The 22,071-nt window shown below is 64.3% G+C and carries 17 protein-coding genes, 3 tRNA genes, 3 rRNA genes and 1 pseudogene; 18 read left to right on the forward strand and 6 right to left on the reverse strand.

Annotation, left to right across the window (positions count from 1 at the left end; translation table 11 throughout):
- Window positions 1-80 precede the first annotated feature (80 nt).
- Together zapE and CSEG_RS00775 are read left to right on the forward strand one after the other, a co-directional pair.
- Window positions 81-1,199, forward strand: a complete 1,119-nt coding sequence (gene zapE, locus CSEG_RS00770) for a cell division protein ZapE (protein WP_013077352.1) — start codon at window positions 81-83, stop codon at window positions 1,197-1,199.
- A 10-nt stretch (window positions 1,200-1,209) separates the two neighbouring features.
- The gene (locus CSEG_RS00775) at window positions 1,210-1,797 is read left to right on the forward strand and encodes an NUDIX domain-containing protein (RefSeq protein ID WP_013077353.1); all 588 of its coding nucleotides are present in this window, start codon (window positions 1,210-1,212) and stop codon (window positions 1,795-1,797) included.
- Here CSEG_RS00775 and CSEG_RS00780 read toward each other — a convergent pair.
- Window positions 1,794-3,227 (reverse strand): sensor histidine kinase, encoded by a 1,434-nt coding sequence (locus tag CSEG_RS00780; protein WP_013077354.1) that lies wholly within the window; start codon window positions 3,225-3,227, stop codon window positions 1,794-1,796. The genes CSEG_RS00775 and CSEG_RS00780 overlap by 4 nt on opposite strands.
- Window positions 3,228-3,410: 183 nt before the next feature.
- Between CSEG_RS00780 and sdhC the strand changes: the two genes are divergently transcribed.
- The 12 genes from sdhC to CSEG_RS00845 all read left to right on the forward strand — a co-directional run bounded on the left by sdhC (window position 3,411) and on the right by CSEG_RS00845 (window position 14,861).
- The gene (gene sdhC / locus CSEG_RS00785) at window positions 3,411-3,818 is read left to right on the forward strand and encodes a succinate dehydrogenase, cytochrome b556 subunit (protein WP_013077355.1); all 408 of its coding nucleotides are present in this window, start codon (window positions 3,411-3,413) and stop codon (window positions 3,816-3,818) included.
- A complete protein-coding gene (sdhD, locus tag CSEG_RS00790; protein WP_193852716.1) occupies window positions 3,785-4,240 on the forward strand; it encodes a succinate dehydrogenase, hydrophobic membrane anchor protein in 456 nt (151 codons plus the stop codon). Before sdhC ends, sdhD begins: the two co-directional genes overlap by 34 nt.
- Complete coding sequence (gene sdhA / locus CSEG_RS00795) at window positions 4,240-6,027, forward strand: succinate dehydrogenase flavoprotein subunit (RefSeq protein ID WP_013077357.1); 1,788 nt, start codon at window positions 4,240-4,242, stop codon at window positions 6,025-6,027. The genes sdhD and sdhA overlap by 1 nt, the downstream gene beginning before the upstream one ends.
- Window positions 6,028-6,034: 7 nt before the next feature.
- Window positions 6,035-6,817 (forward strand): succinate dehydrogenase iron-sulfur subunit, encoded by a 783-nt coding sequence (locus tag CSEG_RS00800; protein ID WP_013077358.1) that lies wholly within the window; start codon window positions 6,035-6,037, stop codon window positions 6,815-6,817.
- 209 nt (window positions 6,818-7,026) lie between these two features.
- Window positions 7,027-8,265, forward strand: coding sequence for an NAD(P)/FAD-dependent oxidoreductase (locus CSEG_RS00805; RefSeq protein ID WP_013077359.1), 1,239 nt, complete (start codon window positions 7,027-7,029; stop codon window positions 8,263-8,265).
- A 110-nt stretch (window positions 8,266-8,375) separates the two neighbouring features.
- A complete protein-coding gene (locus CSEG_RS00810) occupies window positions 8,376-8,696 on the forward strand; it encodes a 2Fe-2S iron-sulfur cluster-binding protein (RefSeq protein WP_013077360.1) in 321 nt (106 codons plus the stop codon).
- Between the two features lie 848 nt (window positions 8,697-9,544).
- Window positions 9,545-11,028, forward strand: a 16S ribosomal RNA gene (locus CSEG_RS00820).
- A gap of 172 nt (window positions 11,029-11,200) precedes the next feature.
- A tRNA-Ile gene (locus tag CSEG_RS00825) sits at window positions 11,201-11,277 on the forward strand.
- Window positions 11,278-11,342: 65 nt separating this feature from the next.
- Window positions 11,343-11,418: transfer RNA gene (locus CSEG_RS00830), tRNA-Ala, on the forward strand.
- A 296-nt stretch (window positions 11,419-11,714) separates the two neighbouring features.
- Window positions 11,715-14,500, forward strand: a 23S ribosomal RNA gene (locus CSEG_RS00835).
- A gap of 104 nt (window positions 14,501-14,604) precedes the next feature.
- Window positions 14,605-14,719, forward strand: a 5S ribosomal RNA gene (gene rrf, locus CSEG_RS00840).
- The 16S, 23S and 5S rRNA genes sit together here with 3 tRNA genes alongside, the layout of an rRNA operon.
- A gap of 65 nt (window positions 14,720-14,784) precedes the next feature.
- Window positions 14,785-14,861: transfer RNA gene (locus CSEG_RS00845), tRNA-Met, on the forward strand.
- 60 nt (window positions 14,862-14,921) lie between these two features.
- Here the strand turns inward: CSEG_RS00845 and CSEG_RS00850 are convergent.
- The gene (locus CSEG_RS00850) at window positions 14,922-16,415 is read right to left on the reverse strand and encodes a CYTH and CHAD domain-containing protein (RefSeq protein ID WP_013077361.1); all 1,494 of its coding nucleotides are present in this window, start codon (window positions 16,413-16,415) and stop codon (window positions 14,922-14,924) included.
- A 131-nt stretch (window positions 16,416-16,546) separates the two neighbouring features.
- Here CSEG_RS00850 and bioB point away from each other — a divergent pair, with 131 nt between their 5' ends.
- Window positions 16,547-17,554, forward strand: coding sequence for a biotin synthase BioB (gene bioB / locus CSEG_RS00855; RefSeq protein WP_013077362.1), 1,008 nt, complete (start codon window positions 16,547-16,549; stop codon window positions 17,552-17,554).
- A gap of 9 nt (window positions 17,555-17,563) precedes the next feature.
- Here the strand turns inward: bioB and CSEG_RS00860 are convergent, their stop codons facing one another.
- Window positions 17,564-17,860, reverse strand: coding sequence for a hypothetical protein (locus tag CSEG_RS00860; RefSeq protein ID WP_013077363.1), 297 nt, complete (start codon window positions 17,858-17,860; stop codon window positions 17,564-17,566).
- Window positions 17,861-17,902: 42 nt separating this feature from the next.
- Between CSEG_RS00860 and CSEG_RS23655 the strand changes: the two are divergent.
- Window positions 17,903-18,006: pseudogene (locus tag CSEG_RS23655) on the forward strand (hypothetical protein); the annotation flags it as partial.
- Window positions 18,007-18,785: 779 nt separating this feature from the next.
- Here CSEG_RS23655 and CSEG_RS22375 read toward each other — a convergent pair.
- Both CSEG_RS22375 and CSEG_RS00875 read right to left on the reverse strand, forming a co-directional pair.
- Complete coding sequence (locus CSEG_RS22375; protein WP_013077364.1) at window positions 18,786-19,151, reverse strand: PRC-barrel domain-containing protein; 366 nt, start codon at window positions 19,149-19,151, stop codon at window positions 18,786-18,788.
- 160 nt (window positions 19,152-19,311) lie between these two features.
- Window positions 19,312-19,989 (reverse strand): hemerythrin domain-containing protein, encoded by a 678-nt coding sequence (locus CSEG_RS00875; RefSeq protein WP_013077365.1) that lies wholly within the window; start codon window positions 19,987-19,989, stop codon window positions 19,312-19,314.
- Between the two features lie 187 nt (window positions 19,990-20,176).
- Between CSEG_RS00875 and CSEG_RS00880 the strand changes: the two genes are divergently transcribed.
- Complete coding sequence (locus CSEG_RS00880; protein ID WP_013077366.1) at window positions 20,177-20,851, forward strand: hypothetical protein; 675 nt, start codon at window positions 20,177-20,179, stop codon at window positions 20,849-20,851.
- On the opposite strand, the gene CSEG_RS00885 is transcribed toward CSEG_RS00880, so the two are convergent.
- Window positions 20,848-21,618 (reverse strand): hypothetical protein, encoded by a 771-nt coding sequence (locus CSEG_RS00885; RefSeq protein ID WP_013077367.1) that lies wholly within the window; start codon window positions 21,616-21,618, stop codon window positions 20,848-20,850. The genes CSEG_RS00880 and CSEG_RS00885 overlap by 4 nt on opposite strands.
- A 165-nt stretch (window positions 21,619-21,783) precedes the next feature.
- On the opposite strand from CSEG_RS00885, the gene CSEG_RS22380 reads away from it, so the two are divergent.
- Window positions 21,784-21,912: a hypothetical protein gene (locus CSEG_RS22380; RefSeq protein WP_106907269.1), complete on the forward strand. Its 129-nt coding sequence runs from the start codon at window positions 21,784-21,786 to the stop codon at window positions 21,910-21,912.
- The last annotated feature ends 159 nt before the right edge of the window (window positions 21,913-22,071 follow it).

A 22,071-nucleotide genomic window follows, 5' to 3' on the forward strand; every position in this document is an offset into this window, starting at 1 on the left:
CCCATAGCGCGTCGCTCCGACGATGTTGAGGGCGCAAAGCCCTTTCCCCCGCGCCGCGCACGCGCTAACCGCAATTCCCGATGCCGACATCCCTCCGCACCGCCTATCGCGAGCGCCTGGCCCAGGGCGAGATCAAGCCCGACGCCGCCCAGGCCGCCGCCGTCGAGGCCCTGTCCCGCCTGGAAGCCGACCTGGACGGCGCCGGCGAGCCGAACTTCTCGTTCTTCGGCCGCAAGCCCAAGAGCCAACGCGGCGTCTATCTGTGGGGGCCGGTCGGGCGGGGGAAGTCCATGCTGATGGACCTCTTCTTCGACAGCGCGCCGGTCGCCAAGAAGCGGCGCATCCACTTCCACGCCTTCATGGCCGAGGTCCACGCCGACATCGACGCCTGGCGCAAGGGCGACGCGGCGGCGCGCAAGGCGCGTTTCGGCCAGTCTAAAGGCGACGATCCGATCGCCCCGACCGCCGAACTGATCGCCCAGAACGCGCGCCTGCTATGCTTCGACGAGCTGCAGGTCACCGACATCGCCGACGCCATGATCCTGGGGCGGCTGTTCGAGGCCCTGTTCGCGCGGGGCGTCACCCTCGTGGCCACCTCGAACCGGCCGCCGGACGATCTCTACAAGGACGGGCTGAACCGCCAGCTCTTCCTGCCGTTCATCGACATGCTGAAGTCGGCGCTGGACATCGTGGCCGTGCGCGGGCCGGTCGACTTCCGCCTGGATCGCCTGCGGGCGGCCCGCACCTGGCTCGCGCCGATCGACAAGGCGAGCCAAGCCGAGTTCGAGCGGCTGTGGGCCGACTTGCTGGACGGCGCGCCCGAGACCGGCGCGACGCTGGAGGTTCTGGGCCGCAAGATGCGGTTGCCGCGCGCGGCGGGCGGCCTGGTCCGCGCCTCGTTCGCCAGCCTGTGCCAGCAGGCGCTGGGGCCGCAGGACTACCTGGCCCTGGCCGAGCGCTTCCACACCGTATTCCTTGAGGATGTGCCTTGCCTCACGCCCGCGCGGCGCGACGCAGCCAAGCGGTTCAACACCCTGATCGACGCCCTCTATGAGGCCGACGCCAAGCTGGTGGCCCTGGCCGAGGCCGAGCCCGAGGCGTTGTATCCCGAGGGAGAGGGCGCCTTCGAGTTCGAGCGCACCGTCTCGCGCCTGCAGGAGATGCGTTCGGCTGATTATGTTTCGCGCGTCCGCGACTGAGGAAGAACAGATGTCCGTCCATGACCGCGTCCGCGTTCGCGAGACCAAGCTCCTCTCCGACAACTGGTACGTCCTGAAGACCACGACCTTCGACTGGAAGCGCCGTGACGGAACCTGGCAGACCCAGAGCCGCGAGCACTACGACCGGGGTAACGGCGCGGTGCTGCTGCCCTACAACCTGGCCAACCGCACGGTGCTGCTGGTCAAGCAGTTCCGCTATCCGGCCTTCGTCAACGGCTATGACGATCTCCTGATCGAGGCGGCGGCCGGCCTCCTGGACGACGCCGAGCCTGAAACGCGCATCCGCGCCGAGGTCGAAGAGGAACTGGGCTATCGCCTGGGCGACGTCCGCAAAGTGTTCGAAGCCTTCATGAGCCCAGGCTCGGTCACCGAGATCCTGCACTTCTTCGTGGCCGAGTACGACGCCTCGATGCGGATCGGCGACGGCGGCGGCCATCCCGACGAGGGCGAGGACATCGAGGTTCTGGAGCCGACGATCGACGAGGCCCTGGGCATGATCGCCGATGGCCGCATCCGCGACGCCAAGACCATCATGCTGCTGCAGCACCTGGCCCTGACGGTGTTCGCGAAGGCCTAGTCCGGATGGCGGGAGAGCGGCGTGTCGAAACGTACGACCAGACCGTCCTCACGATAATCGAACGCGACGTGGCCGCGCAGTTCGCCGGCGATGCTGCGCTCGATCAGCCGCGAGCCGAAGCCGCGCCGGCTGGGCGGGGCCGTGGGCGGGCCGCCGGTCTCGCGCCATTCGAAAACGAGGCTGCCCTCGCCGGTCACGGACCAGCTCAGCAAGAGCCGGCCCGCCGTGGATAGCGCCCCGTACTTGGCGGCGTTGGTGGCCAGTTCGTGGAACACCATCCCGAGGGACAGCGCCACGCGGGCGGGCAGATGGACGTCCTCGCCCTCCAGCGCGACGCGCTCGCCGCCATGGGGGCCCAGCTCCTGGTCGAGGATCTGCCGCAGGCCCGCGCCGGCCCAATGACTATCCGTCAGGGCGTTGTGGGTCTGGGACAGGGCCAGAAGCCGCGACTCGAATGCCTCGGCGAAGACGCTGGGATCTTCGGCGCCGCGAAGGGTCTGCTGGGCGATGGCCTGGACCGTGGCCAGGGTGTTCTTGACGCGATGGTTCAGCTCGTCGAGCAGCAGGCGCTGGCGCTCGTCGGCCTGGACCTGATCGGTGACGTCGACGCCCTCGACGAAGACGCCGGAGGCGGTTCCGTCAGGCTCGATGATCGGCTGATAGATGAAGTCGAGATAGCGCTCCTCGAGCGGCCCTTCGGCCGTGCGCTGAAGCGCGACCTTCACGCGACGACCGACGAAGGCCTCGCGGCTGCTCAGCACGCGGTCCAATAGATCCGTGAAGCCCTGTTCGACGACTTCGGGTAAGGCGACTCGCACCGGCAGGCGCGTCACCTCCCGATGACCGATCAATTGAGCATAGGCGTTGTTGGCCAGGTCGAAGACGTGGTCGGGGCCGCGCAGCACGGCCATGAAGCTGGGCGCCTGCATGAAGAGATTGCGCAGCTCCCGGCTCTGAGACTGGACCGTCTCAGCCCGGCGCAGCACGTCGTCGCCAAGCATGGTCGCTGAGCGGGAGCCGAAGGCGGCTTCCTTGAGGCGCTGGATCGCGGTGACGTCCTGGGTGTGCTGCAGGATGTAACGTGTCGCGCCAGTCTCGTCGGGGATCGGCGTATGGGTGGCGCTCCAGATGCGGTCCTCGAACCCGCCGCCCAGGCGCGCCGGGCGTTCGATCGCGTAGTGGATCAGCGGAAGTTCCGTCACTTCGCCGCTGTCGCGCGCCCGAAGGATGGCGCCCTCGACCTGGGCGCGGCTCTCGCCTTCCGAGGGAAAGGCGTCGAAGAGGTACAGGCCCCTTATGTCTTCCCAGCGCCGTTGGAGCGTGTCCAGATAGGCGGCGTTCGCCGCGACGTAGCGCAGATCGCGATCCAGCAGCATGTAGGGCGAAGGGATGCGATCGAATATTGCGTGAAAATCGATCGGCTCGTTCATCTGACGCCCCGTTCGCCCCGTATCGTGACCGAAGCTAACGCAAGCTGAGCCTTACGGTTCCTTGAAGACGCCGGGCGCGTAGGTTGCGAACGTTTCTCAAGAGAGCGTCGTTTAATTGACAGCTAAGTCCTCGCGCTTAAAAGCGTCCCGCAACGCACAAAGGCTACTGAGGTTGGACCTCCCATGACCGACACGAGCCGGGGGCTGCCCGAGCGCCCGATGTCGCCGCACCTGCAAGTGTGGCGTTGGCATATCACGATGGCTTGCTCGATCCTGCACCGCGCCTGCGTCGTGGGCCTGTGGGTCGGCGCCGTGATCCTGGCCGGTTGGGCCGCCGCCCTGGCCGCCGGTCCGGACGCCTATGCCGGCTACACCGCCGTCCTGGGTTCGCCGATCGGTAAGCTGGTGCTGCTGGGCGAGACCTTCGCGGTCTTCTTCAACGTCGCCTATACGATCCGCCAGACCTTCTGGGACGCCGGCAAGGGCTTCCAGCCGCGCACCGCCGACATGACCGGCGCCATGGCGATCGCCTTCGCGGTCGCGGCGACGATCGTGACCTGGGTCATCGCCGGCGCGAACGGAGCGTTCTGATCATGAGCAAGAACGACATCTTCCAGCCCATCCAGTTCCGCACGCCGCTGTCGCGCGCCCGCGGCCTGGGCTCGTCGCACCACGGCGTCTCGCACTTCATCACCGAGCGCGTTTCGGGCCTGGCCCTGGCGCCCCTGAGCCTGTGGGGCGTCTACAGCGCCCTGAAGCTGATCGGCGCGGACCAGCACACGGTGGCCGCGTGGCTCGGCCACCCGCTGAACGCCGTGCTGCTGCTGCTTCTGCTGCTGTCCGCGCTGGTGCACCTGTCGAACGCCGTCCAGGTGGTGATCGAAGACTATGTCCACCGCTTCACGAGCAAGTCGGCCCTGGTGATCGGCAATCTGTTCGTCTGCGTGCTGGCTGGCGCCATCGGGATCTTCTCGATCCTGAAGGTGGCCCTGACCGTGACCGGAGCCCATTGATGTCGGCCTACAAGTTCATCGACCACAAGTTCGACGTCGTCGTCGTCGGCGCGGGCGGCTCGGGCCTGCGCGCCGCGCTGGGCGCCGCCCAGGCCGGCCTGAAGACGGCCTGCATCACCAAGGTGTTCCCGACCCGCAGCCACACCGTGGCCGCGCAGGGCGGCATCTCGGCCTCGCTGGGCAACATGAGCCACGACGACTGGCGCTGGCACATGTTCGACACCGTCAAGGGCTCGGACTGGCTGGGCGACCAGGACGCCATCGAGTACCTGACCCGCAACGCTCCGGCGGCGGTCTATGAGCTCGAGCACTGGGGCGTGCCCTTCTCGCGCACCTCGGACGGCAAGATCTATCAGCGCGCCTTCGGCGGCATGACCAAGAACTTCGGCGAAGGCCCGATCCAGCGCACCTGCGCGGCGGCCGACCGGACCGGTCACGCCATGCTTCACACGATGTACGGCCAGTCCCTGGCCCACGACACCGAGTTCTTCATCGAGTACTTCGCCCTCGACCTGATCATGGACGACGGCGTCTGCCGCGGCGTGACCGCGTGGAAGCTCGACGACGGCACCCTGCACCGCTTCCAGGCCCAGATGGTGATCCTGGCCACGGGCGGTTACGGCCGCGCCTACTTCTCGGCCACCTCGGCCCACACCTGCACGGGCGACGGCAACGCCATGGCGCTGCGCGCCGGCCTGCCGCTGCAGGACATGGAGTTCGTGCAGTTCCACCCCACCGGCATCTACGGCGCCGGCTGCCTGATCACCGAGGGCGCCCGCGGCGAAGGCGGCTACCTGACCAACTCCGAGGGCGAGCGCTTCATGGAGCGCTACGCCCCGTCGGTGAAGGACCTGGCGCCGCGTGACATGGTCAGCCGCGCGATGACCATCGAGATCCGCGAGGGCCGCGGCGTGGGTCCCAACAAGGACCACATCTTCCTGCACCTGGATCACCTGGACCCGAAGATCCTGCACGAGCGCCTGCCCGGCATCTCCGAGACCGCCAAGGTCTTCGCCGGCGTCGACGTCACCAAGGCCCCGATCCCCGTGCTGCCGACCGTGCACTACAACATGGGCGGCATCCCGACGAACTATCACGGCGAGGTCGTCACTAAGAACGGCGACAACCCCGACCAGGTCATCCCCGGCCTGATGGCCGTGGGCGAAGCGGCCTGCGTGTCGGTGCACGGCGCCAACCGCCTGGGCTCGAACTCGCTGATCGACCTCGTGGTGTTCGGTCGCGCGGCGGCCCTGCGCTGCGCCGAGATCCTCAAGCCCGGCGCCAAGCAGCCGGAACTGAAGGACGCGCAGACCGAAGCGCACCTGGCGCGCTTCGATCGCTTCCGCAACGCCTCGGGCTCGACCGGCACCGCCGAGCTGCGTCTCGAGATGCAGAAGGCCATGCAGGAAGACGCCGCCGTGTTCCGCACCGGCGAAAGCCTGGAAAGCGGCGTCAAGCGTCTGCAATCCGTCTGGGACAAGAAGAGCGACATCAAGGTTTCCGACCGTGGCCTCGTGTGGAACACGGACCTGATGGAGACCCTGGAGTTCGACAACCTGATCGGCCAGGCGGTGGTCACGGTGAACGGCGCGGTTAACCGCACCGAGAGCCGCGGCGCCCACGCCCGCGAGGACTTCTCGGACCGCAACGACACCGAATGGATGAAGCACACCCTGGCGTGGCTCGACGTCGACACCGGCAAGGTGAAGATCGATTACCGCCCGGTGCACAGCTACACGATGTCCGACGACATCGCTTACATCCCGCCGAAGCAACGGGTCTACTGAGGGTACGATGGTCGAACTCGCACTCCCCAAGAACTCGCAGGTCAAGTCGGGCAAGCACTGGCCGGCTCCCGCGGGCGCCAAGAAGGTCAAGACCTTCAAGATCTACCGCTACGACCCGGAAACGGGCGGCAACCCGCGCTGGGACACCTACGACGTCGACATGGACGCCGTCGGGCCGATGGTCCTGGACGCGCTGCTGTACATCAAGAACACCATCGACCCGACCCTTGCCTTCCGCCGGTCGTGCCGGGAAGGCGTCTGCGGCTCGTGCTCGATGAACATCGGCGGCCGCAACACCCTGGCCTGCACCCACGGCTGGGCCGAGGTGCCGGGCAAGGCCGTCCAGATCAGCCCGCTGCCGCACATGCCGGTGGTCAAGGACCTGATCCCGGACCTGACGCTGTTCTACGCCCAGTACGCCTCGATCGAGCCCTGGCTGCACACCGACACCCCCGAGCCCCAGGCCGAGTGGCGTCAGTCGCCGGAGGATCGCGAGAAGCTCGACGGTCTCTATGAGTGCATCCTCTGCGCCTGCTGCTCGACCTCGTGCCCCAGCTACTGGTGGAACGGCGACAAGTATCTGGGCCCAGCGGCCCTGCTGCACGCCTATCGCTGGCTGATCGACAGCCGCGACGAGGCCACCGGCGACCGCCTCGATGCGCTTGAGGATCCCTTCAAGCTCTATCGCTGCCACACGATCATGAACTGCGCCCAGGTCTGCCCCAAGGGGCTGAACCCGGCCAAGGCCATCGCCGAAATCAAGAAGATGATGGTCGAGCGCGTCGTCTGACGCGTGATCCAGACGATCCAGAGGGCGGCGGTTTGGAAACGAACCGCCGCCCTCTGGAGCCTGCCTGAGCAGGCTCCATCTCTAAGCGAGGAACGCGTCCGGGCGCGAAACCGCATACACTTTCGCTGACGCGTTCTATATCCGCCTCTATCGAAGGCGCTTGCCAATAGGTGACGCCGCCGTCATTTTTGACGAAAGGGAGGGCGTCGTTGAGCGCTGAAGCCAATCAGAACGCATGCGTCGTCATCGTCGGCGCGGGCCACGCGGGCGGTTCGGCCGCCGCGTTCCTGCGTCAGTACGGTCACGAAGGCCGGATCGTCCTGATCGGCGACGAGCCGCTCTTGCCCTATCAGCGCCCGCCGCTGTCCAAGGCCTGGCTGAAGGGCGAGGCCGACGCCGACTCCTTGGCGCTCAAGCCGGCCGAATGGTACGGCGAGAACAATGTCTCCCTGCGCCTGTCGGGCGTGGCCGAACGCATCAACCGCGCGGCCAAGACCGTGACGCTCGCCTCGGGCGAAGCCATTTCCTACGACTTCCTGATCCTGGCCACCGGCGCCCGCGCGCGTCAGCTGCCGATTCCGGGCTCTGACCTCGCCGGCGTCCTGGCCCTACGCACCGCGGCCGACGCCGAGTTGCTCAAGCATGCCCTGGGTCCCGGCAAGCGCCTGGCGGTGATCGGCGGGGGCTATGTCGGTCTCGAAGCGGCCGCCTCGGCCCGGGCGCTCGGCGCCGAGGTCGTCGTGGTCGAGCGCGAGAGCCGGGTGCTGGCCCGGGTCGCCTGCGAGACCCTGTCGACCTTCTTCCAGGACTATCACCGCGCCCGGGGCGTGACGTTCGAACTGAACGCCGGCGTCGAGGCCTTCGAGGGCGAGGGCGATCATATCCGGGGCGTGCGTCTGTCGGACGGGCGTCTTCTGCCGTGCGACGTCGCCCTGGTCGGGGTCGGCGCGATTCCCAATGACGAACTGGCCAAGGACGCCGGCCTGACGACCGCTAACGGCGTGGTCGTCGATCTTGCGGCGCGTACGGAGGATCCGGCGATCTTCGCGATCGGCGACGTCACCCATAGACCGCTGCCGCTCTATGAGCGCCAGTTCCGTCTCGAGAGCGTGCCCAACGCGCTCGAGCAGGCCAAGCAGGCGGCGTCCGCGATTCTCGGCCGGCCGGGTCCCGCGCCCGAGGTCCCGTGGTTCTGGTCGGATCAGTATGACCTCAAGCTACAGATCGCGGGTCTGCCGTTCGAAGCCGATCGCACGGTCGTGCGCGGCGACGTCGCCGCCGCCAAGTTCGCGGTCTTCCATCTGAAGGGCGACTTGCTGCAGGCCGTCGAAGCGGTCAACGCGCCGCCGGAATTCATGGCCGGCAAGCAGTTGATCGCCAAACGCGCGCCGGTGAGCGTCGAGAAGCTTGCCGACACGTCGGTGTCCATGAAGGAAGTGGCGGCTTAGAGCGCGGCAGCCAAAAGTGTGAGCGGTTTTGGCGGTAGCCGCGCTCTGAATATTTTGAGGCGGATGCCCAATGGGCATCCGGGGACCGCCAAGGGGAACAAGAGAACCACATGGCCAAGATCACCTACATCGAACACGACGGGACCGAGCACGCCCTCGACGTCAAGCCGGGCCTGACGGTCATGGAAGGCGCCGTGAAGAACAACGTGCCGGGCATCGACGCCGACTGCGGCGGCGCCTGCGCCTGCGCGACCTGCCACGTCTATGTCGACGAAGCCTGGCTCGATAAGACCGGCGACAAGTCGGCCATGGAAGAGTCGATGCTGGACTTCGCCGAGAACGTCGAACCCAACAGCCGCCTGTCGTGCCAGATCAAGGTGACCGACGCCCTGGATGGCCTGGTGGTGCGTCTCCCCGAGAGCCAGCACTAGGGAGACTCTGGAGGGGCCGATCGGAAACGGTTCCACGGCTTCTTCAAAAGAGCGTCGTTATATTGTCGCGAGGGGGTTGCCAGAGCGCGGGGCGGAGACTAGATCAACGCCTCGCTCGGAACGGCTTCGCGACCGGACGACGCGGCCCCCGAAAGGGAGCTTGCATCGACCCAGACGCTTGGCTAGATACCGCGCTCCAACTGACTCGATGATGGATCCGCAAGGGCGGCTTCGGCAGCCCTGAGGGTCTTCTTTTTGTCTCTTCGCTTCCGGGTTTCCGGTGACGCGAAAAAGTCGAAAAGAGTTGGTTGACTTCGGAATGTCACCTCATTAGAAGCGCCGCTCCGATCATCGCCGCCAAGAGTTCGCAAGAATTCAGCGGCGCGGTGAAGGGTTAGTTAAGTAGAGATTTTGAGATCTTCTCGAAATAACTTCTTGACTGACTTGGTTGGCTTCTCTAGAAGCCTGCCACTCTGGCGCTTCCTGGATTTCCAGGGTTCGCCGGTCCGGTTCAGAAAGTTTGAAAAAACGATTTGACACGGAATTCGAGGTTGGATAGATAGCCGCCTCCGCCGACACCGGGCGCTAAACGGTGGGGCCGCTGAGGCGGTTCGGGTCTTTGACATTGTTGATTTGGAAAGAGAAACGCAGGCGGCGGCGCTCTGGCGGTTCACTCTACGGAGTGGATCATTGACGCTGACGTTATGCGGTCTCTTGAAGACACCATTTATACGCCGATTGGCCTTCGGGCTGATCGGAGTGTGATGGGAACTCGTCAAGATACTATGCAAACCAGAACGCAGACTGAGGTTTTCCCCTCGGTCTAAACACTGGAGTCAATGTCAACTCAACCTGAGAGTTTGATCCTGGCTCAGAGCGAACGCTGGCGGCAGGCCTAACACATGCAAGTCGAACGGATCCTTCGGGATTAGTGGCGGACGGGTGAGTAACACGTGGGAACGTGCCCTTTGGTTCGGAACAACTCAGGGAAACTTGAGCTAATACCGGATGTGCCCTTCGGGGGAAAGATTTATCGCCATTGGAGCGGCCCGCGTCTGATTAGCTAGTTGGTGAGGTAAAGGCTCACCAAGGCGACGATCAGTAGCTGGTCTGAGAGGATGATCAGCCACATTGGGACTGAGACACGGCCCAAACTCCTACGGGAGGCAGCAGTGGGGAATCTTGCGCAATGGGCGAAAGCCTGACGCAGCCATGCCGCGTGAATGATGAAGGTCTTAGGATTGTAAAATTCTTTCACCGGGGACGATAATGACGGTACCCGGAGAAGAAGCCCCGGCTAACTTCGTGCCAGCAGCCGCGGTAATACGAAGGGGGCTAGCGTTGCTCGGAATTACTGGGCGTAAAGGGAGCGTAGGCGGACTGTTTAGTCAGAGGTGAAAGCCCAGGGCTCAACCTTGGAATTGCCTTTGATACTGGCAGTCTTGAGTACGGAAGAGGTATGTGGAACTCCGAGTGTAGAGGTGAAATTCGTAGATATTCGGAAGAACACCAGTGGCGAAGGCGACATACTGGTCCGTTACTGACGCTGAGGCTCGAAAGCGTGGGGAGCAAACAGGATTAGATACCCTGGTAGTCCACGCCGTAAACGATGAGTGCTAGTTGTCGGCATGCATGCATGTCGGTGACGCAGCTAACGCATTAAGCACTCCGCCTGGGGAGTACGGTCGCAAGATTAAAACTCAAAGGAATTGACGGGGGCCCGCACAAGCGGTGGAGCATGTGGTTTAATTCGAAGCAACGCGCAGAACCTTACCACCTTTTGACATGCCCGGACCGCCACAGAGATGTGGCTTTCCCTTCGGGGACTGGGACACAGGTGCTGCATGGCTGTCGTCAGCTCGTGTCGTGAGATGTTGGGTTAAGTCCCGCAACGAGCGCAACCCTCGCGATTAGTTGCCATCAGGTTTGGCTGGGCACTCTAATCGTACTGCCGGAGTTAATCCGGAGGAAGGCGGGGATGACGTCAAGTCCTCATGGCCCTTACAAGGTGGGCTACACACGTGCTACAATGGCGACTACAGAGGGCTGCAATCCCGCGAGGGGGAGCCAATCCCTAAAAGTCGTCTCAGTTCGGATTGTTCTCTGCAACTCGAGAGCATGAAGTTGGAATCGCTAGTAATCGCGGATCAGCATGCCGCGGTGAATACGTTCCCGGGCCTTGTACACACCGCCCGTCACACCATGGGAGTTGGCTTTACCCGAAGGCGCTGCGCTAACCGCAAGGGGGCAGGCGACCACGGTAGGGTCAGCGACTGGGGTGAAGTCGTAACAAGGTAGCCGTAGGGGAACCTGCGGCTGGATCACCTCCTTTCTAAGGATGCTTCTCCAGGCTCTCACGGGTCTATTGAAGCTCCAAGACACGGTGCGCTTGACGCACCACAAAGAGCGGATCGCCGCCGTCTTCGTTTCTCTTTCCACTCATCCTGATCGTCGAGATCAGGATGCGATCGCGAGCCCGGAGCGGATGCCCCGAAGGCCGTCATAGGCCTGTAGCTCAGGTGGTTAGAGCGTACGCCTGATAAGCGTAAGGTCGGCAGTTCGAGTCTGCCCAGGCCTACCACTCTTTCTCCTGACTTCGGATCACGACCAGCTCTCCTGGCTAACCTCCATCTCTTGCAAAAGAGCGGGGCCATAGCTCAGTTGGTAGAGCGCCTGCTTTGCAAGCAGGATGTCGTCGGTTCGAATCCGTCTGGCTCCACCATGCTTTGTTGGAAATCTCGCTTCGTCTTCGCTCAAGCAGCGAAGCGGTAGCGAAGACGATGAAACAAAGAGGTTCTCGCGATTGGAATGACAAGTTTGCAGCAGCGCCTGGCGCTGATGCGAAATGACATTGTGAAGGCAGGGTTCTCCCGCCGACCGCAGCTCACCCCTGGGATGCGGATCCGGTTTAAGGGCGGACTTAAGAAGACATCATTGTCTGACTAAAGGTAGAGCTCATGCTCAGGCCTCCCCGCGTGACGCGGCGAGACCTGAAACAGCATGGGTTTTGCTGAGAACGATCAAGCGCATAAGGGCTTCTGACGGATGCCTTGGCATTGAGAGGCGATGAAGGACGTGGCACGCTGCGATAAGAGCCGGGGAGGCGCGAGCACCCTTTGATCCGGCTATCTCCGAATGGGGAAACCCACCTTTATGGTCACCCGACTTAGCTTCGCCTTCGGGCGGGGCCAGGATCGGTTGATCAGACAAGGTATAATGGGCTGAATACATAGGCTCCATTAAGCAAACCCGGGGAACTGAAACATCTCAGTACCCGGAGGAAAGGACATCAACCGAGACTCCCGTAGTAGTGGCGAGCGAACCGGGACCAGGCCAGTGCTGTCGTGACATAAAGCTGAAGGATCTGGGAAGGTCCGCCATAGTGGGTGATAGCCCCGTAAGCGTCAAATAGCGACAGACTCGAGTAGGGCGGGACACGTGAAATCCTGTCTGAACATGGGGGGACCACCCTCCAAGCCTAAGTACTCCTCAATGACCGATAGCGAACAAGTACCGTGAGGGAAAGGTGAAAAGCACCCCGACAAGGGGAGTGAAACAGAACCTGAAATCGGAAGCCTACAAGCAGTCGGAGCCACCGCGCGTGGTGACGGCGTACCTTTTGTATAATGGGTCAGCGACTTCATGTGCCGTGCAAGCTTAAGCCGTTAGGTGTAGGCGCAGCGAAAGCGAGTCTGAATAGGGCGAATAAGTACGTCGCATGACGACCCGAAACCAGGTGATCTATCCATGAGCAGGTTGAAGGTAAGGTAACACTTACTGGAGGACCGAACCGGTGAATGTTGAAAAATTCTCGGATGACTTGTGGATAGGGGTGAAAGGCCAATCAAACCTGGACATAGCTGGTTCTCCGCGAAAACTATTTAGGTAGTGCCTCGGACGTATTCCTTGGGGGGTAGAGCACTGAATGGATGCGGGCGGCGCGAGCTGTACCAATTCTAATCAAACTCCGAATACCCAAGAGAACTATCCGGGAGACACACGGCGGGTGCTAACGTCCGTCGTGAAAAGGGAAACAACCCTAACCATCATCTAAGGCCCCCAAGTTCTGGCTAAGTGGGAAACGATGTGGGTTTGCTTTGACAACCAGGATGTTGGCTTAGAAGCAGCCATCATTTAAAGAAAGCGTAACAGCTCACTGGTCAAGCGAACCTGCGCGGAAAATGTAACGGGGCTCAAGCCAGACGCCGAAGGTATGGGTGTGCGTAAGCACGCGGTAGCGGAGCGTTCCGTAAGCCGGTGAAGGTGAGGCGTGAGCCTTGCTGGAGGTATCGGAAGTGAGAATGCTGACATGAGTAGCGATAAAGAGGGTGAGAGACCCTCTCGCCGAAAGCCCAAGGGTTCCTGCGTAAAGCTAATCTGCGCAGGGTTAGTCGGCCCCTAAGGCGAGGCCGAAAGGCGTAGTCGATGGGAATCAGGTGAATATTCCTGAACCAGTTGGAAGTGACGGATCTGGTAAATTGTCAGGGCTTATTGGATTGCTCCTGGCAGTGAACAGGTCCCTGGAAATAACTCCAACGGAGACCGTACCCGAAACCGACACAGGTGGGCAGGTAGAGTATACCAAGGCGCTTGAGAGAACTATGCTGAAGGAACTCGGCAAATTGCACGCGTAACTTCGGGATAAGCGTGACTCTTCTTTGGGCAACCAGAGAAGAGTGGCACAAGCCAGGGGGTAGCGACTGTTTATCAAAAACACAGGGCTCTGCGAAGCCGCAAGGCGACGTATAGGGTCTGACGCCTGCCCGGTGCCTGAAGGTTAAAAGGAGGGGTGCAAGCTCTGAATTGAAGCCCAGGTAAACGGCGGCCGTAACTATAACGGTCCTAAGGTAGCGAAATTCCTTGTCGGGTAAGTTCCGACCTGCACGAATGGCGTAACGACTTCCCCACTGTCTCCAGCATAGGCTCAGCGAAATTGAATTCCCCGTGAAGATGCGGGGTTCCCGCGGTCAGACGGAAAGACCCTATGAACCTTTACTGCAGCTTCGCCTTGGCGTTAGCAGCAACATGTGTAGGATAGGTGGGAGGCTATGAAACTCGGGCGCCAGTTCGAGTGGAGCCATCCTTGAAATACCACCCTTATTGTTGCTGACGTCTAACCGCGGCCCGTTATCCGGGTCCGGGACATGGCGTGGCGGGCAGTTTGACTGGGGCGGTCGCCTCCCAAAGTGTAACGGAGGCGCGCGATGGTGGGCTCAGACCGGTCGGAAATCGGTCGTCGAGTGCAATGGCATAAGCCCGCCTGACTGCGAGACTGACAAGTCGAGCAGAGACGAAAGTCGGCCATAGTGATCCGGTGGTCCTGCGTGGAAGGGCCATCGCTCAACGAATAAAAGGTACTCTAGGGATAACAGGCTGATTTTGCCCAAGAGTCCATATCGACGGCAAAGTTTGGCACCTCGATGTCGGCTCATCACATCCTGGGGCTGGAGCAGGTCCCAAGGGTTCGGCTGTTCGCCGATTAAAGTGGTACGTGAGCTGGGTTCAGAACGTCGTGAGACAGTTTGGTCCCTATCTGCCGTGGGTGTACGAGACTTGAGAGGATCTGTCCCTAGTACGAGAGGACCGGGATGGACACACCTCTGGTGGACCTGTCATGGCGCCAGCTGTGCAGCAGGGTAGCTAAGTGTGGAATAGATAACCGCTGAAAGCATCTAAGCGGGAAACTAACCTCAAAACAAGGTCTCGCTGAGAGCCGTGGAAGACCACCACGTTGATAGGCCGGGTGTGGAAGTGCGGCGACGCATGGAGCTTACCGGTACTAATAGCTCGATAGGCTTGATCGTTCTTCAGTCAAACCCATGCACCAGCATGGCTCTACTTCAGACACTGATGTCTTCTTCTTAAATCACTGCCCTCGAAAGAGGGCGGTCGATATCCTTTTCGCTGACCTGGTGGCTTTGCCGGGGGTTCCCCACCCGATCCCATTCCGAACTCGGTCGTTAAGTCCCCCTGGGCCAATGGTACTTCGTCTCAAGGCGCGGGAGAGTAGGTCGCCGCCAGGTCCGCCAAAAGGATATCAAACCCAAGTCCGCAAACCCTGCACACACAATCTCACAAAACACCCTGACGCGGGGTGGAGCAGCCCGGTAGCTCGTCAGGCTCATAACCTGAAGGTCACAGGTTCAAATCCTGTCCCCGCACCCAAGGGTCTAGATCGATAAGAAGCCGCCTTCGGGCGGCTTTTTTCGTGTCTGACGTCTGGCGTCACCAGAAGGTCTTGGCCTCGATCAGGTCTTTCAGCGCCGCGCGGGCGGCGGCGACCAGGTCATGCTCTTCGTCGCCGAGCACTACGCGCTGGGCCGCGCGGGACAGATCCGCATCGCCGTGGGCGGCGAGGTCGACAAGGCCCTCGCGCACCGACCGGTCGTTCAGCGCGCCCAGGGTGTCCTGCGCCGCCTTGGCGGCCTTGACGAAGCGGTCGGCGCGCTCGGCGTGCTCGGGAAACAGCGGCGCGAGGTCCTCGGCGGCGTAGCGCAGGGTCTTGCCCTTCAGGCGCAGCCGATGCCGGGCCTCGGCGTCGAGGTCGTCGAACCGTTTGGCGCGCTTCTTCACCGCCTTGCGGCGATCGTGAAGGACCTCGGCGGCGTAGGCCTTGGCGGCGCCGTCGCGGATCTCGGCGAGTTCGGGCGCGGTCGCCCAGTCGCCGGCCTCGAGCCAGGCGGCCGCCTCCAGGAGAACGGCGCGGGCGCGCGGGCTTTCGAGGGCGGCCTCCATGCGCAGATAGGCGTTGGCGTGGACGGCCTGGAGCCCGCGCTCGAAGGCGTCCTTGCCGGTGAATTCCGCGCCGGGCGCCGCGTCGCGCCAGATCTCGTCGACGAAGACGTCGAGGTCACGGGCGGCGTCGAACTCGCCGGCGAGCCACGAGAGCTCCTCGTCGAGCCGTCGGGCGGCCTCGTCCTTGGCGAGCGGCTTGAAGATCTTCAGCAGCGCCCTCAGCCGTCGCGTCGCGACGCGGGCCTGGTGCACGGCCTCCGCCTCGGGCCTTTCGCGCAGCGCCTCCAGCGCGGCGCACAGGTGTCCAAGGTCCGCGCGGCCCAGCGCCTGGAGCGCCTCGCCCACGGTCGCCTTCGGGCTCAGCGCCGTGGCGTGGCGGCGAGGCGGCGGCCCGTCCTCTCCGGCCGCGAGGTCGTAGCCCCGCTCGGCCTTGCTGACCAACGAGAGCCGAAGCGGGACCCGCGCCGCCAGGGTGCGAGCCAGGTCGAAGAGCGCGCGGGGCGGTCCCGCCTTCAGCTCCAGCTCCAGTTCGCAGACCGGCGCACGGCGATCGGCGGCGCTGAGCTCGCCGCGGTCGAGCGCGGTCTCGATCACCGCTTCGTCGATCTGGACCAGGCGCACGACGCGCTCGACATGGGTGGTGAAGACCGGCGCCAGCGGGCGGTCCTCCAGCATCGCCGCCGCCGGCGTCAGAGCCAGGGCGTCGCGATCGGGCTCGGGACCGTCGACCACGGTCTCCCATTCGCCGCGCGAGAACACGCCGCCGGCCGAGGCCGATTTCAGGGTCTGCTTGCGCCCGCCCTCGCCGTCGCGCACTCGCAGGCCATAGCCGGCCCGGCGCAAGGCGTGGTCGGGGGTGTCGAAATAGGTGGCGTCCAGCTGGCGCACCGCGCCCTCGCCATCCTGCACGGCCTTCAACTCGGCCAGGGCCAGGCCGGCGGCCTCGGGCGGCAGCAGGAACTTCAGCTCGATCTCGCGATCCATGACCTGATCCACTCCCACGCGGACTTCAACGACGCCAAGCCCCGACAGCGCTATGACCGCGAACGCCAGTCTTGCCAAGACCTCGTCCAAAGTCTTGCAAACACCCTGGCGCCGGTCCAAACGTGCGCGCCATGAGCAAGATCAACGCGTTCGAACCCCGTCACGACTGGACCCTGGCCGAGGTCGAGGCCCTTTTCGACCTCCCCTTCATGGACCTGGTCCACCGGGCCGCGAACGTCCATCGCGCCTGGTTCGATCCCTCCGAAATCCAGCTCTCGCAGCTTTTGTCGGTCAAGACCGGCGGCTGCGCGGAAAACTGCGGCTATTGCAGCCAATCGGCCCACTTCAAGACCGGCCTCAAGGCCGAGAAGCTGATGGACGCCGACGACGTCGTGGCCAAGGCCCGCGCCGCCCGCGACGGCGGCGCCCAGCGCTTCTGCATGGGCGCGGCCTGGCGCGAGCTGAAGGACCGCGACCTGCCCAAGCTGGCCACCATGATCGCCGAGGTGAAGGCCCTGGGCATGGAGACCTGCGCCACCCTGGGCATGCTGACCGCCGACCAGGCCAAGGCCCTGAAGGCCGCCGGCCTCGACTACTACAACCACAACCTCGACACCGGCCCGGACTACTACAAGGACGTGGTCACCACCCGCACCTACCAGGAACGGCTCGACACCCTGAGCCACGTCCGCGACGCGGGCATGAGCACCTGCTGCGGCGGCATCGTCGGCATGGGCGAGACGCGCCGCGACCGCGCCGGCCTGCTGCACCAGCTGGCCACCCTGCCGGCCCACCCCGACAGCCTGCCGATCAACGGCCTGGTCCCGGTCAGCGGCACGCCGCTGGGCGACAAGGTCCTCTCGGAAGGCAAGGCCATCGACTCGATCGAGTTCGTCCGCACCATCGCCGTCGCCCGCATCGTCTGCCCCAAGTCCATGGTCCGCCTGTCGGCCGGTCGCGAGGGCATGAGCCGCGAGCTGCAGGCCCTGTGCTTCATGGCCGGCGCCAACTCGATCTTCGTCGGCGGCAAGCTGCTGACCACCCCGCTGCCCGACATGGACGAGGACAGCCGCCTGTTCCAGGACCTGGACCTGAAGCCGATGGGCTCGGTGCGCGCGGAGTTCGTCGCGGCGGAGTAGGGCGGGTCTCTACCGGCTCGCCCGGCGCTCGCGTCGCCGCATCTCGCCGACCAGGCGATCCAACACCGGCGTGCGGCTGGGGGCCAGGCAATCGGCCCGCGCCTCGGCGAAGATCCGCCGGTTCTCGGCGCAGGTCGCCCGCATGCGCGCCAACTCCTCGGGCGGCACGCGATCGGCCAGGGCCTCGGCCTCGCGCTCGGCGCGGTCGGTGATCCGCTCCAGACGATCGAAGAAGTCGACCAGCCCGCGCTCGTGGCTGTTCACATGGCGCGGGCGCTTGCGGCGGGGCGGCTTGGACTTGGGCATGGGGTTCTCCTTGGGCTGGGTAAGCGCTCTCCCTTCCCCTTGATGGGGAAGGGCCGGGGATGGGGTGACTGCTGCGTTGGCGGCATCGCGCGGCATCGACCGCCTGGAACACCCCACCCCTACCCCTCCCCATCAAGGGGAGGGGGCGTGCGTCTTCGATCTCGCGCCGTGTGGGCCGCGAGCGTGATGGGGAGGCGACGGAGCGGCCGGGCGAACCCGGAGACCGTGAGGTTTGATTGCGTTTCGGCTCGAACGACCGCTCCGCCAGGCTGTTCTTGCCCGTGAGGATGGGAGGCGTGAGCGTGTTTCAGCTCGGGTTCCCACTAGCCCCCGGACGGGCGCGGACCAAGTCGATCGGCTACATCCGTCTCGACCCCGACGGTCCACGATAGGCGGCTTGTACGATCACCGCCCTGTCGCTCCGCGCTCGCCTGTCCACGGCCTCTTCCGAGATCCCGGATCTATCCAACGAACAGACCCCGGTCGAAACCGCTTCGAGACCACGCGGCCCCGCTCAACCTATCCCCGCCGCCGCGACTCCTTGCGAGAGACCGGTCTGCGAGCAGACCGTTGGGCAGGATCCAAGCGCCCTCCCCCGCGACGGGGACAGCCATGATTGTGCGCGCGGTTTCAACGCGGATCACACAGCGACGTGTAAAAGTGAGAAGTCGTTGAAATCGCTGGGTTCGATTTCGTCTACACGGATGATAGAGCGCCGCGAACGCTCGTAAAATCCTCCCCCTAGCGGGGGAGGTGTCCGCGAAGCGGACGGAGGGGGAAGTCCCGCCGATCTTGCCACGCCCCCCTCCGTCGGCTCTTCGAGCCGACACCTCCCCCACGGGGGGAGGATTTTTCGCCACGCCCTCAAACGAAAAGCCCCACCCGTGAGGGTGGGGCCGGTCGAGCGGCGAGGCTCGGATAGGCGTTAGCCCTTCCAGTCGGGCAGGGCCGAGAGCTGCGCCTTGGTCAGCTTGGCGCGGACGATGTGGTCGTCCGGATCGCCCGGCTCAGCGGCGACCGTGACGTCGGCCAGGGCCACGACGACCTTCTTGTCCGGGCCCATGCGGTCGATCTCGATGACGATGGCCGTGGGCTTGCCGGCCGCGTCGAGGAGGACGTGCTCGACCTCGCCGGCCTTGCGGTTGGCGGAGTCGATGACGTCGGCGTCCTCGATCTGACCCACCGTGAAGGCGCCCTTGGCCGGTTGGTCTTCCTGGTGCGCGATGGTCGTCTGGGCAAACGCGCCCGTGGCGACGGCGGCGATGGAAAGGCCCAGGACAGCGAATTTCATGATCGGCTCCTCTTTCACATGGCGTAGGTGGGAGATAACGCCGTGTACGGAGGATCGATCCGGGGGGTGGCGGCAGGACGCCGGATGCGGTGTCAGCTGGCGTGAGCGCGTCCTCTCCTCCGCCCACATTGCGGGAGGAGAGGTGGAGCCCGCACCCCGGTCAGCCCAGCGGCTTCTGGTAGGTCTCCCCGGTGTCGCCACCCGTCTGGAGCGGGCCCGCGTCGTTGCGGCCGATCACCTCCAGGTCATCGTCCGCCAGGTCGTCGTCCGCGGACGCGAACGATCGCGTCTCGGGCGCCGCCGCGGCCTCGACCCCGAAGGCGTAGCGGCGGTACTCCTCGGCGAAGCGGCGGGTCAGGAAATCCTGGTCGGGCGCCTTTTCCTTCAGCTCTAGGAACCAGGTTCCTTCTTCCTCGAACATGTGGTGCAGCACCGCGCCGCGAATGTGTTCGAGCTTGTCGCGCCAGGCCTCGTCGGCCGCGTCGATCCGTTCCAGCTCGGCCATCTGCATCTTGGCCGTGGTCTGTTCGGTATAGGCCAGGGTCGCGTGGGTCTTTTCGCCGGCCTTGGCGAGGGCGGGATACAGAACGACCTCTTCGGCCAGGGAATGGCCGTTCAGCACCGTCGCCAGCGCGCGCATCGCCGCCAGGCGATCCTCGGGCGAGACGGCGCTGCTGGCCCGTTCGAAGGCCGAGCGGATCTGGGCGTGGTGATCCAGCGCCATGGACAGCCAGTCACCGGCCCCGGCGGCCTCGCGCGCCTTGGCCGTGGCCTCGGCGCGGGTTTCGTCGGTCTCCGGCGGGGTGATGGCGGCGAGCACCTTATCGACGAGGGACATGGTTCGAGCTCCTGAAAGGGGGTCTTCAGGAAACGCGCGAAGGCGCCGAAGGGGTGGCGCGTGTCATTTGATGGCGGGGCTTAAGGTTGCGATCTCGCCGTTCGAAAGGCGGGGATTTACGCGCCGGGCGGCCTCGCTCAGTCTGGCGCCTCGAAGCCGCCTAGAGACGCCGGACGAGGAGCCCGACATGGACTTCATGAAAATGCTCCGCTCGCTGGAGGAGCTGCTCTACGAGGTCATGACCTGGCTGGTGTTCTATCCTCGGACCTTTCTGCTCACCCTGTTCCAGCCGCTCAGGACGCTGGAATACAGCCGCGCGCAGTTCCACCGGCCAGAAGAGGAGCAGTTCGACCAAACCCTGGCGCCGCCGCTCTTTTTGTTGCTGAGCCTTCTGCTTTCCCACGCTATCGAGCTCGGCCTCCACTTCGACCCGTTCGCGGCAAGCCACGGCTCCTTGGTCCGACTCTCCCAGCAGAACCTCATTATTTTTCGCGCCCTGGTGTTCGCTGTGTTTCCGTTGATGTTTGCGCTGCGCCACCTGAAAGTGTCGGGCCTGAAGCTATCGCGCTCGACTCTTCGCGGCCCCTTTTTCGTCGAATGCTATCCGGCGGCGGTTTTCGCGTTTCTGGTCGGGGCCGGCATGACCGTCGCCAACGCCCTGCCGCGAGCACGTGTCGAGGGGCTGCTGCTCGCGGGCGGTGCGACGGTCTGGTACCTCGCCGTGCAGGCGGTCTGGATCAGCCAGTTTGATAAGCGCCGATGGCGCGGATTGGTCGTCGCGCTGTGGCAATGGCTCAAAGCCATGGCGATCATTCTCGCCATGGCCCTAGTCTATGCGTTCGGCGGCTTGGCGCGGGCCTAGAAGCGGCGGTCGGCGTCCAGCGGCGTGCACGTGCCGTGGAATTTGGTCAGGCCGTCCAGGATGATGTGGCCGGTCAGCCGGTCGATCATCAGCTTGGGTCGGTTCGCGCCGTTGAACTTGAACTCGCCTCGGATTGTGTCCCGCGAAATCGAGAGGCCGTTGATCGGATACCAGCCTCCATCGCTGTCCGAATGGAGCGGCGGGATCATGTTCTTGGCGGGCTGGATGCGCCCAACGTCTCCGTCGATCTGAATCCTGACCGACGTGTCGTAGTCCTTCCTGGTCAACTGGGTCCCGGAGCGCTGCACATAGCGCTTCTTGTCACGGTCCCACTCGTAGCCGCTGGTGTATTCGCTGGCGTACTTTTCGCCCTCGCCATAGCAGATCAGGGCGATGTGCTCGCGGTAGTCGTCATAGTTGGCGCGAAAGGGAGGGGCATCGTCACGATCGGCTTGCGGCGATCGATATCCGCCACCGCTCGCGCGGCAATCGGGCGTCGGAGTCGCGACGATCGCATCGTATCGACCGTTCATGGTGGTCACCGATAGGCATACGCCTCGGCGTTCGTTCCACCAGTAAGTCCACTTCCGGTCGTCGCCCGACCGTGCGCCGACATTGACATAGCCACGCGCCGCCAGCTCGGACTCTCCGCCGGCCGCGCGAGCGCCGACCAGGTCGCGGACATCCGAGGGCGTGGTCTGGGCGTGGGCGAGGCCGGCTGAAAACGTCAGGCCGATCAGAGCGGCGATCATGGACCGTGCGCGCATGGTGGTGTCCTGGTTAAGAGATCCTTCCCATGGCCAGGGGACACGCGGCGCGCGCATGAGTCGAGAAAAACATTCCGGCTCGCCTGGCGACAGCGGGCTTTCGCGCGGAGCGAGGTAGCGGCTTTTCCGGCCTGAAGGCGCTAGACGTGCTGGTCCCGGGTCTGTCTGTCGCCCGTCCTCTCGGGACGGAGCCATCCTTACATCTCACGGCGAGACGATCGCGGGGCTGAGCGGGTTGCTCAAGGACGACGCTCCGCGTCGCCGCCGCGCGGCCGGCCGGAGGCCGGTCCTTGACCAACCCGCTCAGCCCCGCACGCTCCAGCCTCCAAGAGATATAAGGAGAGCGCCGACCTGGGGAGGTCGGACGGTGAACGGAAACCCTCTCCCACTGGGAGAGGGCGGGGCCCATGCGAAGCATGGGAGGGTGGGGCTACGGCGTTTGACAGATCGCCG

The organism is Caulobacter segnis ATCC 21756 (genome assembly GCF_000092285.1).
GTDB lineage: Bacteria > Pseudomonadota > Alphaproteobacteria > Caulobacterales > Caulobacteraceae > Caulobacter > Caulobacter segnis.

What these genes read in the sequence shown, in the direction of transcription:
- zapE (WP_013077352.1), top strand. Translation starts at nt 81, where the DNA reads ATGCCGACATCCCTCCGCACCGCCTATCGCGAGCGCCTGGCCCAGGGC.
- CSEG_RS00775 (WP_013077353.1), top strand. Translation starts at nt 1,210, where the DNA reads ATGTCCGTCCATGACCGCGTCCGCGTTCGCGAGACCAAGCTCCTCTCC.
- CSEG_RS00780 (WP_013077354.1), bottom strand. Translation starts at nt 3,227, where the DNA reads ATGAACGAGCCGATCGATTTTCACGCAATATTCGATCGCATCCCTTCG.
- sdhC (WP_013077355.1), top strand. Translation starts at nt 3,411, where the DNA reads ATGACCGACACGAGCCGGGGGCTGCCCGAGCGCCCGATGTCGCCGCAC.
- sdhA (WP_013077357.1), top strand. Translation starts at nt 4,240, where the DNA reads ATGTCGGCCTACAAGTTCATCGACCACAAGTTCGACGTCGTCGTCGTC.
- CSEG_RS00800 (WP_013077358.1), top strand. Translation starts at nt 6,035, where the DNA reads ATGGTCGAACTCGCACTCCCCAAGAACTCGCAGGTCAAGTCGGGCAAG.
- CSEG_RS00810 (WP_013077360.1), top strand. Translation starts at nt 8,376, where the DNA reads ATGGCCAAGATCACCTACATCGAACACGACGGGACCGAGCACGCCCTC.
- CSEG_RS00850 (WP_013077361.1), bottom strand. Translation starts at nt 16,415, where the DNA reads ATGGATCGCGAGATCGAGCTGAAGTTCCTGCTGCCGCCCGAGGCCGCC.
- bioB (WP_013077362.1), top strand. Translation starts at nt 16,547, where the DNA reads ATGAGCAAGATCAACGCGTTCGAACCCCGTCACGACTGGACCCTGGCC.
- CSEG_RS00860 (WP_013077363.1), bottom strand. Translation starts at nt 17,860, where the DNA reads ATGCCCAAGTCCAAGCCGCCCCGCCGCAAGCGCCCGCGCCATGTGAAC.
- CSEG_RS22375 (WP_013077364.1), bottom strand. Translation starts at nt 19,151, where the DNA reads ATGAAATTCGCTGTCCTGGGCCTTTCCATCGCCGCCGTCGCCACGGGC.
- CSEG_RS00875 (WP_013077365.1), bottom strand. Translation starts at nt 19,989, where the DNA reads ATGTCCCTCGTCGATAAGGTGCTCGCCGCCATCACCCCGCCGGAGACC.
- CSEG_RS00880 (WP_013077366.1), top strand. Translation starts at nt 20,177, where the DNA reads ATGGACTTCATGAAAATGCTCCGCTCGCTGGAGGAGCTGCTCTACGAG.
- CSEG_RS00885 (WP_013077367.1), bottom strand. Translation starts at nt 21,618, where the DNA reads ATGCGCGCACGGTCCATGATCGCCGCTCTGATCGGCCTGACGTTTTCA.